At 64.6% G+C, this 9,380-nt stretch carries 7 protein-coding genes; 6 read left to right on the top strand and 1 reads right to left on the bottom strand.

The genetic code is table 11. The annotated features are described in order from the left end of the window. On the top strand, positions 1-799 hold a 799-nt coding region (locus AC1DXV_RS26875; protein WP_477936442.1), incomplete at its 5' end, for a DNA-directed RNA polymerase subunit beta. Positions 800-816: 17 nt separating this feature from the next. After that, positions 817-5,034, top strand: a complete 4,218-nt coding sequence (rpoC, locus tag AC1DXV_RS26870) for a DNA-directed RNA polymerase subunit beta' (protein ID WP_477936440.1) — start codon at positions 817-819, stop codon at positions 5,032-5,034. A gap of 47 nt (positions 5,035-5,081) precedes the next feature. Here the strand turns inward: rpoC and AC1DXV_RS26865 are convergent, their stop codons facing one another. Beyond that, positions 5,082-5,495 carry a PIN domain-containing protein gene (locus AC1DXV_RS26865; protein ID WP_477864858.1) on the bottom strand — a complete coding sequence of 138 codons (414 nt, stop codon included), beginning with the start codon at positions 5,493-5,495 and terminating at the stop codon, positions 5,082-5,084. A 298-nt stretch (positions 5,496-5,793) separates the two neighbouring features. Between AC1DXV_RS26865 and rpsL the strand changes: the two genes are divergently transcribed. The 4 genes from rpsL to AC1DXV_RS26845 form a co-directional block, all read left to right on the top strand. Continuing rightward, the gene (gene rpsL / locus AC1DXV_RS26860) at positions 5,794-6,174 is read left to right on the top strand and encodes a 30S ribosomal protein S12 (RefSeq protein ID WP_047510966.1); all 381 of its coding nucleotides are present in this window, start codon (positions 5,794-5,796) and stop codon (positions 6,172-6,174) included. A gap of 177 nt (positions 6,175-6,351) precedes the next feature. Continuing rightward, positions 6,352-6,822 (top strand): 30S ribosomal protein S7, encoded by a 471-nt coding sequence (gene rpsG, locus AC1DXV_RS26855; RefSeq protein WP_047510968.1) that lies wholly within the window; start codon positions 6,352-6,354, stop codon positions 6,820-6,822. Positions 6,823-6,900: 78 nt separating this feature from the next. Beyond that, positions 6,901-9,006 carry an elongation factor G gene (gene fusA / locus AC1DXV_RS26850; protein WP_477936438.1) on the top strand — a complete coding sequence of 702 codons (2,106 nt, stop codon included), beginning with the start codon at positions 6,901-6,903 and terminating at the stop codon, positions 9,004-9,006. 127 nt (positions 9,007-9,133) lie between these two features. Beyond that, positions 9,134-9,380: GTP-binding protein (locus AC1DXV_RS26845; RefSeq protein ID WP_457332813.1), on the top strand; the 247-nt coding region annotated here is incomplete at its 3' end.

The raw sequence follows: 9,380 nt of genomic DNA, 5'->3' as shown, positions 1-9,380 counted from the left end.
GCCGCACATGGCCGACGGCACGCCGTGCGACATCGTGCTGAACCCGCTGGGCGTGCCGTCGCGGATGAACGTCGGGCAGGTGCTCGAGGTTCACCTGGGCTGGGCCGGCAAGGGCATCGGCCAGCGCATCGGCGACATGCTGCAGGCGCAATCCAAGGTGGCCGAGCTGCGCAAGTTCCTCGACGAGCTCTACAACAAGTCGGGCGGCAAGACCGAGCGCCTGGACCACCTGAGCGACGACGAGATCCTCGAGATGGCCGGCAACCTGAGCAAGGGCGTGCCGTTCGCGACGCCGGTGTTCGACGGTGCGGCCGAAGAGGAAATCCGCGGCATGCTGAAGCTGGCCTACCCGGACGAGATCGCCAAGGTCAAGGGCCTGACGGCCACGCGCACCCAGGCCACGCTGTACGACGGCCGCACCGGCGACGCCTTCGAGCGTCCGGTCACGATCGGCTACATGCACGTGCTGAAGCTGCACCACCTGGTCGACGACAAGATGCACGCCCGTTCCACCGGCCCGTACTCGCTGGTCACGCAGCAACCGCTGGGCGGCAAGGCCCAGTTCGGTGGCCAGCGCTTCGGCGAAATGGAAGTGTGGGCCCTGGAAGCCTACGGCGCGTCCTACGTGCTGCAGGAGATGCTGACCGTCAAGTCCGACGACGTGAACGGCCGCACCAAGGTGTACGAGTCCATCGTCAAGGGTGAGCACGCCATCGAGGCCGGCATGCCGGAATCGTTCAACGTGCTGGTCAAGGAAATTCGTTCGCTCGGTATCGACATCGAGCTCGAGCGCAACTAAAGAAAAGGAAACAGAACATGAAGGGTTTGCTTGATCTGTTCCGCCAGTTCACCCCTGATGAGCATTTCGATGCCATCAAGATCGGGCTGGCTTCCCCCGAGAAAATTCGGTCGTGGTCGTTCGGCGAAGTGAAGAAGCCGGAGACCATCAACTACCGCACCTTCAAGCCGGAGCGCGATGGCCTGTTCTGCGCCAAGATCTTCGGCCCGATCAAGGACTACGAGTGCCTGTGCGGCAAGTACAAGCGCCTGAAGCACCGTGGCGTGATCTGCGAGAAGTGCGGCGTCGAAGTGACGCAGACCAAGGTTCGCCGTGACCGCATGGGCCACATCGACCTGGCCGCGCCGTGCGCGCACATCTGGTTCCTGAAGTCGCTGCCGTCGCGCCTGGGCCTGGTGCTCGACATGACGCTGCGCGACATCGAGCGCGTGCTGTACTTCGAAGCGTACGTGGTGGTCGACCCCGGCATGACCCCGCTGAAGAAGTTCAGCATCATGTCGGAAGACGACTACGACGCGAAGCGCACCGAGTTCGGCGACGAGTTCGTCGCGCTGATGGGCGCCGAAGGCGTGCAGAAGCTGCTGGCCGAGATGGACCTCGACGTCGAGATCGAGCGCCTGCGCGGCGACATGACCGGCTCCGAGCTGAAGGTCAAGAAGAATTCCAAGCGCCTGAAGGTGATGGAAGCCTTCAAGAAGTCGGGCATCAAGCCGCAGTGGATGGTGATGAACGTGCTGCCGGTGCTGCCGCCGGACCTGCGTCCGCTGGTGCCGCTGGACGGCGGCCGCTTCGCCACGTCGGACCTGAACGACCTCTACCGCCGCGTCATCAACCGCAACAACCGCCTGGCCCGCCTGCTCGAACTGAAGGCGCCGGAGATCATCGTGCGCAACGAGAAGCGCATGCTGCAGGAAGCGGTCGACTCGCTGCTGGACAACGGCCGTCGCGGCAAGGCGATGACCGGCGCCAACAAGCGCGCGCTGAAGTCGCTGGCCGACATGATCAAGGGCAAGAGCGGCCGCTTCCGCCAGAACCTGCTGGGCAAGCGCGTCGACTACTCGGGCCGTTCGGTCATCGTGGTCGGCCCGACGCTGAAGCTGCACCAGTGCGGCCTGCCCAAGCTGATGGCGCTCGAACTGTTCAAGCCGTTCATCTTCTCGCGCCTCGAGGCCATGGGCATCGCCACCACCATCAAGGCGGCGAAGAAGGAAGTGGAATCGGGCACGCCGGTGGTGTGGGACATCCTTGAAGAGGTCATCAAGGAACACCCGGTCATGCTGAACCGCGCACCGACGCTGCACCGCCTGGGCATCCAGGCGTTCGAGCCGGTGCTGATCGAAGGCAAGGCGATCCAGCTGCACCCGCTGGTGTGCGCTGCGTTCAACGCCGACTTCGACGGTGACCAGATGGCCGTCCACGTGCCGCTGTCGATCGAAGCGCAGATGGAAGCCCGCACGCTGATGCTGGCCTCCAACAACGTGCTGTTCCCGGCCAACGGCGAACCGTCGATCGTGCCGTCGCAGGACGTGGTGCTGGGCCTGTACTACGCGACCCGCGAGCGCATCAACGGCAAGGGCGAAGGCATCATCTTCTCCGACGTCGTCGAAGTGCAGCGCGCGCTGGACAACGCCGCGGTCGAAGTCACCGCCCGCATCGCCGTGCGCCTGACCGAGTGGACGAAGAACAAGGTGACCGGCGAGTTCGTGCCGGAGACCAAGCTCGTCGACACCACCGTCGGCCGTGCGCTGCTGTCCGAGATCCTGCCGAAGGGCCTGCCGTTCTCGAACATCAACAAGGCGCTGAAGAAGAAGGAAATCTCGCGCCTGATCAACACCTCGTTCCGCAAGTGCGGTCTGAAGGAAACGGTCGTGTTCGCCGACAAGCTGCTGCAGGCGGGCTTCCGCCTGGCCACGCGCGCCGGCATCTCGATCGCGATCGACGACATGCTCGTGCCGAAGGAAAAGCCGGGCCTGATCGAACGCGCCGAGAAGGAAGTGAAGGAGATCGAGCAGCAGTACGTCTCGGGTCTCGTCACGGCCGGCGAGCGCTACAACAAGGTCGTGGACATCTGGGGCAAGACCGGCGACGAAGTCGGCAAGGTCATGATGAGCCAGCTGGCCAAGCAGCGCGTGCTCGACCGCCACGGCAAGGAAGTCGACCAGGAGTCGTTCAACTCCATCTACATGATGGCCGACTCGGGTGCGCGCGGCTCCGCTGCGCAGATCCGCCAGCTGGCCGGCATGCGCGGCCTGATGGCCAAGCCGGACGGCTCGATCATCGAGACGCCCATCACGGCGAACTTCCGTGAAGGCCTGAACGTGTTGCAGTACTTCATCTCCACCCACGGCGCCCGCAAGGGCCTGGCGGACACGGCGCTGAAGACGGCGAACTCCGGTTACCTGACGCGTCGCCTGGTCGACGTGACCCAGGATCTGGTGGTCACCGCAGACGATTGCGGCACGCAGAACGGCATCAACATGCGCGCGCTGGTCGAAGGCGGCGAAGTGATCGAATCGCTGCGCGACCGCATCCTCGGCCGCGTCACCGCGATCGAGGTGCAGCACCCGGAAACGGGTGAACAGCTGCTGACCGGCGGCACCATGCTCGACGAAGACGTGCTCGACAGCCTCGAAGCTGCCGGCGTCGACGAAGTGAAGGTGCGCACCGCGCTGACCTGCGGCACGCGCTTCGGCCTGTGCGGCAAGTGCTACGGCCGCGACCTGGGCCGTGGTGGCCTGGTGAACCGCGGCGAAGCGGTCGGCGTGATCGCGGCGCAGTCGATCGGCGAACCGGGCACGCAGCTGACGATGCGCACGTTCCACATCGGCGGCGCGGCTTCGCGTGCGGCGGTGGCGTCGAGCGTCGATGCGAAGTCCGATGGCCACATCGGCTTCAACGCGACGATGCGCTACGTGACCAACGGCAAGGGCGACCTGGTCGTGATCTCGCGCTCGGGTGAAATCATCATCGCCGACCAGCACGGTCGCGAGCGCGAGCGCCACAAGGTGCCGTACGGCGCGATCCTGAACATCAAGCCCGACCAGCAGTTGAAGGCTGGCACGGTGCTGGCGAACTGGGATCCGCTGACCCGCCCGATCATCACGGAATTCGCCGGCAAGGCGAAGTTCGAGAACGTCGAGGAAGGTGTCACGGTCGCCAAGCAGCTCGACGAAGTGACCGGCCTGTCGACGCTGGTCGTGATCGACCCGAAGCGCCGCGGCGCGGCCAAGGTCGTGCGTCCGCAGGTCAAGCTGCTGGATGCCGGCGGCAACGAGGTGAAGATCCCCGGCACCGACCACTCGGTGACGATCGGCTTCCCGGTCGGCTCGCTGGTCCAGATCCGCGACGGCCAGGACCTGGCCCCGGGCGAAGTGCTGGCGCGCATTCCGGTCGAAGGCCAGAAGACGCGAGACATCACCGGCGGTCTGCCGCGCGTGGCCGAACTCTTCGAGGCGCGCAGCCCGAAGGACAAGGGCACGCTGGCCGAGATGACCGGCACGGTGTCGTTCGGCAAGGAGACCAAGGGCAAGGTTCGCCTGCAGATCACCGATCCGGAAGGCAAGGTCTACGAAGAGCTCGTCCCGAAGGAAAAGAACATCGTGGTCCACGAAGGCCAGGTGGTCAACAAGGGCGAGTCGATCGTCGACGGTCCGGCCGATCCGCAGGACATCCTGCGCCTGCTGGGCATCGAGGAACTGGCGCGCTACATCGTCGACGAGGTGCAGGACGTCTACCGTCTGCAGGGCGTGAAGATCAACGACAAGCACATCGAGGTGATCGTTCGCCAGATGCTGCGCCGCGTGCAGATCGTCAACCCGGGCGAGACGGCCTACATCGTCGGTGAGCAGGTCGAGCGTTCGGAGCTGCTGGACACCAACGACCGGATGGTGGCCGAAGGCAAGATGACGGCGACGCACGCCGACGTGCTGCTGGGCATCACCAAGGCGTCGCTGTCGACCGACAGCTTCATCTCGGCGGCATCCTTCCAGGAAACGACCCGCGTGCTCACCGAGGCTGCCATCATGGGCAAGCGCGACGAGCTGCGTGGCCTGAAGGAGAACGTCATCGTCGGCCGCCTGATCCCGGCCGGTACCGGCATGGCCTTCCACGACGCACGCCGCGTCAAGGAAGAGATGGACGACGCCGAGCGCCGTGCCATCGCGATGCAGGAGGCGGAGGAATTCGCCTCGGTGCAGGAAACCCCGGCGGAAGCCGGTGGCGACGCTGCCGAGTGAGTGTTCGCGCCTCGCGCTGAAAGGGCGGCTTCGGCCGCCCTTTTTTTTCATCCCGGCGGCGCGGCCCAGGCTTCGGGCACCAGGATCGCCAGGCCGCGCGGCAGGGCCCGGCGCGCCAGCCGCAGCACGGCGCGGTCGCGGGTGAACAGCCAGTCGGCGCGGTGAAGGGCGAAATCGATGAACTTCTGGTCGTCGGGGTCGGTGCAGCGCAGCGGCGCGGCCAGGCCAGCGGGCGGCGGAGTGTCTTCGATGTGAGCGCATGCACTCCATGTCGCCCAGATGCGATCGACATCCATCGACGGATTGCGCGGCAAACCCCGGCGCAGCACCTCGGCCAGCTCGTCGCGCATCGCGGCCGTGGCGACCCATTGCAGCCGGCCAAGCTCGACCGCGCGGGCGATCGGAGCGACCCCCGGATTGCCGAACACCAGCCAGTCGAGCACGACGTTGGTGTCCAGCACCGCGCGGGGTGGGTCGAAGCGGAATACAGGTGCGGTCATATCCCTGGCTTGCGGGTGTACGGGGCTACGAATATAATCGCGGGCTTTTCGGCAGATTCTGCTTCGCTCTTTTGTCGGTCCGGTGCCTGGGTTCATGGAATCCACAAGCCGGTCGATCGGGCGGTCAACGATCCCGCAGCCTCGCGGTTCCATCGTTCGGCCACACGCCCAAGGGAGGGCGCGACGCTTCTTCCGAGAGTGCCCAGGCCTCTACAACAGAGATCCGGGCAGTGACTTCAAACGGGAACAAGTTACCAACATGCCAACCATCAACCAACTCGTCCGTCTGGGCCGCGAGGTCGAGAAGACGAAGTCCAAATCCCCGGCGCTGCAGGGTGGACCCCAGCGCCGCGGTGTGTGCACTCGCGTGTACACCACCACCCCGAAGAAGCCGAACTCGGCGCTGCGTAAAGTGGCCAAGATTCGCCTGACCAACGGGTTCGAGATCATTTCCTACATCGGCGGCGAAGGCCACAACCTGCAGGAGCACAGCGTCGTGCTCGTGCGCGGCGGCCGCGTGAAGGATCTGCCGGGTGTTCGCTACCACATCGTGCGCGGCTCGCTCGACCTGCAAGGCGTGAAAGACCGCAAGCAGTCGCGTTCCAAGTACGGCGCGAAGCGCCCGAAGGCCGGCAAGTAAGCTGGTTCGTGAAGTCGTCATCGCGGGAGTGCAAGCTCCGGCATGGCGTGTTGCGGTTGCGGTGGGTGTGGATCCCGCCGGGCCGAGTAAGTGGAAGCCCGGGCGCAAGAAGCGCCTTCGTGGTGACCGCGGTGCAGGCAGCGATGCCCGCGCCAACTGAAGATAAAAGGAAGAGCAATGCCTCGTCGTCGCGAAGTACCCAAGCGTGAGATCCTCCCTGATCCGAAGTTCGGATCGGTCGACCTTTCCAAGTTCATGAACGTGATCATGGAGTCCGGCAAGAAGGCTATCGCCGAACGCATCATCTACGGTGCCCTGGAGCAGGTCGAGAAGAAGTCGGGCAAGGATCCGCTGGAGATCTTCACCGTCGCGCTGAACAACATCAAGCCGATGGTCGAAGTGAAGTCACGCCGTGTCGGCGGTGCGAACTACCAAGTTCCCGTGGAAGTTCGCCCCGTCCGCCGCGTGGCCCTGGCCATGCGCTGGCTGAAGGAATCGGCCCGCAAGCGCGGCGAGAAGTCGATGGCCCAGCGCCTCGCCAACGAACTGCTGGAGGCCGTCGAAGGCCGCGGCGGCGCGATGAAGAAGCGCGACGAAGTGCACCGCATGGCAGACGCCAACAAGGCGTTCTCGCACTTCCGCTTCTAAGAACGAAGTCCCCAGTCCAACGGCCGCTCTTCGGGTTTACGCGAACCCGCGAGCGGCCCCTGCTTTTGGAGTGCCATCATGGCCACCCGCAAGACCCCCATCGAGCGCTACCGCAACATCGGCATCTCGGCCCACATCGACGCCGGCAAGACCACGACCACCGAGCGCATCCTGTTCTACACGGGTGTGAACCACAAGATCGGTGAAGTGCACGATGGCGCTGCCACGATGGACTGGATGGAGCAGGAGCAGGAGCGCGGCATCACGATCACGTCGGCCGCGACGACCTGCTTCTGGAAGGGCATGGAGCTCAACCACCCCGAGCACCGCATCAACATCATCGACACCCCGGGGCACGTGGACTTCACGATCGAGGTCGAGCGCTCGATGCGCGTGCTCGACGGTGCCTGCATGGTGTACTGCGCCGTGGGTGGCGTGCAGCCCCAGTCGGAAACCGTCTGGCGCCAGGCCAACAAGTACAAGGTGCCGCGCCTCGCGTTCGTCAACAAGATGGACCGCACCGGCGCGAACTTCTACAAGGTCTATGACCAGATGAAGGCCCGCCTGAAGGCGAACCCGGTGCCCATCGTGATCCCGATCGGTGCCGAAGACAACTTCAGCGGCGTGGTCGACCTCATCAAGATGAAGGCGATCATCTGGGACGAAGCCTCCCAGGGCATGAAGTTCGACTACAAGGACATCCCGGCCGAACTGCAGGCCGACGCCAAGAAATGGCGCGAGAACATGATCGAGGCCGCCGCTGAATCCAGCGAAGACCTGATGAACAAGTACCTCGAGTCGGGCGACCTGAGCGAAGCCGAGATCAAGCTGGGCATCCGCACGCGCACGATCGCGAGCGAGATCCAGCCGATGCTGTGCGGTACCGCGTTCAAGAACAAGGGCGTGCAGCGCATGCTCGACGCCGTGATCGACTTCATGCCGTCGCCGATCGACATCCCGCCGGTGCCGGGCACCGACGAGGACGAGAAGGTCGTCACCCGCAAGGCCGACGACAACGAGAAGTTCGCCGCGCTGGCCTTCAAGCTGATGACCGACCCGTACGTCGGCCAACTGACCTTCGTGCGCGTCTACTCGGGCGTGCTGAAGTCGGGCGACTCGGTCTACAACCCGATTCGCGGCAAGAAGGAACGCATCGGCCGGATCCTGCAGATGCACGCCAACCAGCGTGAAGAAATCAAGGAAATCCTGGCCGGCGACATCGCCGCCTGCGTGGGCCTGAAGGACGTGACGACCGGCGAAACGCTGTGCGATCCCGACCACGTCATCACGCTCGAGAAGATGATCTTCCCGGAGCCGGTGATCTCGCAGGCCGTCGAGCCGAAGACCAAGGCCGACCAGGAAAAGATGGGCATCGCGCTGGGTCGCCTGGCGGCGGAAGATCCGTCGTTCCGCCTGCGCACCGACGAAGAGTCGGGCCAGACCATCATTTCCGGCATGGGCGAACTGCACCTGGAAATCATCGTCGACCGCATGAAGCGCGAGTTCGGCGTGGAAGCCAACGTCGGCAAGCCGCAGGTGGCCTACCGCGAAACGATCCGCAAGTCGGCGACCGATGTCGAAGGCAAGTTCGTGCGCCAGTCGGGCGGCAAGGGCCAGTACGGCCACGTCGTGCTGAACATCGAGCCGCAGGAGCCGGGCAAGGGCTTCGAGTTCGTCGACGCCATCAAGGGCGGTGTCGTGCCGCGCGAATTCATCCCCGCGGTGAAGAAGGGCGTCGAAGACTCGCTGCCGAACGGCGTGCTGGCCGGCTTCCCGGTGGTCGACGTGAAGGTCACGCTGATCTTCGGTTCGTACCACGAAGTCGACTCGAACGAAAACGCGTTCAAGATGGCCGCGTCGCTGGGCTTCAAGGACGGCTGCCGCAAGGCCAGCCCGGTCATCCTCGAGCCGATGATGGCCGTGGAAGTCGAGACCCCGGAAGACTACGCCGGCAACGTGATGGGTGACCTGTCATCCCGCCGTGGCATGGTGCAGGGCATGGACGACATGCCCGGYGGCGGCAAGGTCATCAAGGCCGAGGTTCCGCTGTCGGAAATGTTCGGCTACTCGACCACGCTGCGCTCGATGTCGCAAGGCCGTGCCACGTACACGATGGAGTTCAAGCACTACGCCGAAGCTCCGAAGAACGTGGCCGACGCGATCATCACCGCCCGCGGCAAGTAATTCAGCTAGTTAGACGAAGCCGGTCTTCGTCGTCTGCTTCGCGCGATGCCAGTGGCGCGCGAACCCAGCGGGCGGCGGAGACCTTAAACCCAGCACTGGAAGTGCTCTTTGATACGGAGAATCTGAAATGGCAAAAGGCAAATTCGAGCGGACCAAGCCGCACGTGAACGTTGGGACGATCGGTCACGTGGACCATGGCAAGACGACGCTGACGGCGGCGATCACGACGGTGCTGTCGGCGAAGTTCGGCGGCGAAGCGAAGGCGTACGACCAGATCGACGCGGCGCCGGAAGAGAAGGCACGCGGCATCACGATCAACACGGCACACGTCGAGTACGAGACGGCGAACCGCCACTACGCACACGTCGACTGCC

The sequence above is a fragment of the Rhizobacter sp. P3_C12 genome, from assembly GCF_056402735.1.
Note: the sequence above shows the minus strand (reverse complement) of the source record. Positions and strands in the feature narration are given on the sequence as shown.

Excerpts from the sequence above, each read along its gene's own strand:
- rpsL (WP_047510966.1), top strand. The coding sequence starts at position 5,794 with ATGCCAACCATCAACCAACTCGTCCGTCTGGGCCGCGAGGTCGAGAAG.
- rpsG (WP_047510968.1), top strand. The coding sequence starts at position 6,352 with ATGCCTCGTCGTCGCGAAGTACCCAAGCGTGAGATCCTCCCTGATCCG.
- rpoC (WP_477936440.1), top strand. The coding sequence starts at position 817 with ATGAAGGGTTTGCTTGATCTGTTCCGCCAGTTCACCCCTGATGAGCAT.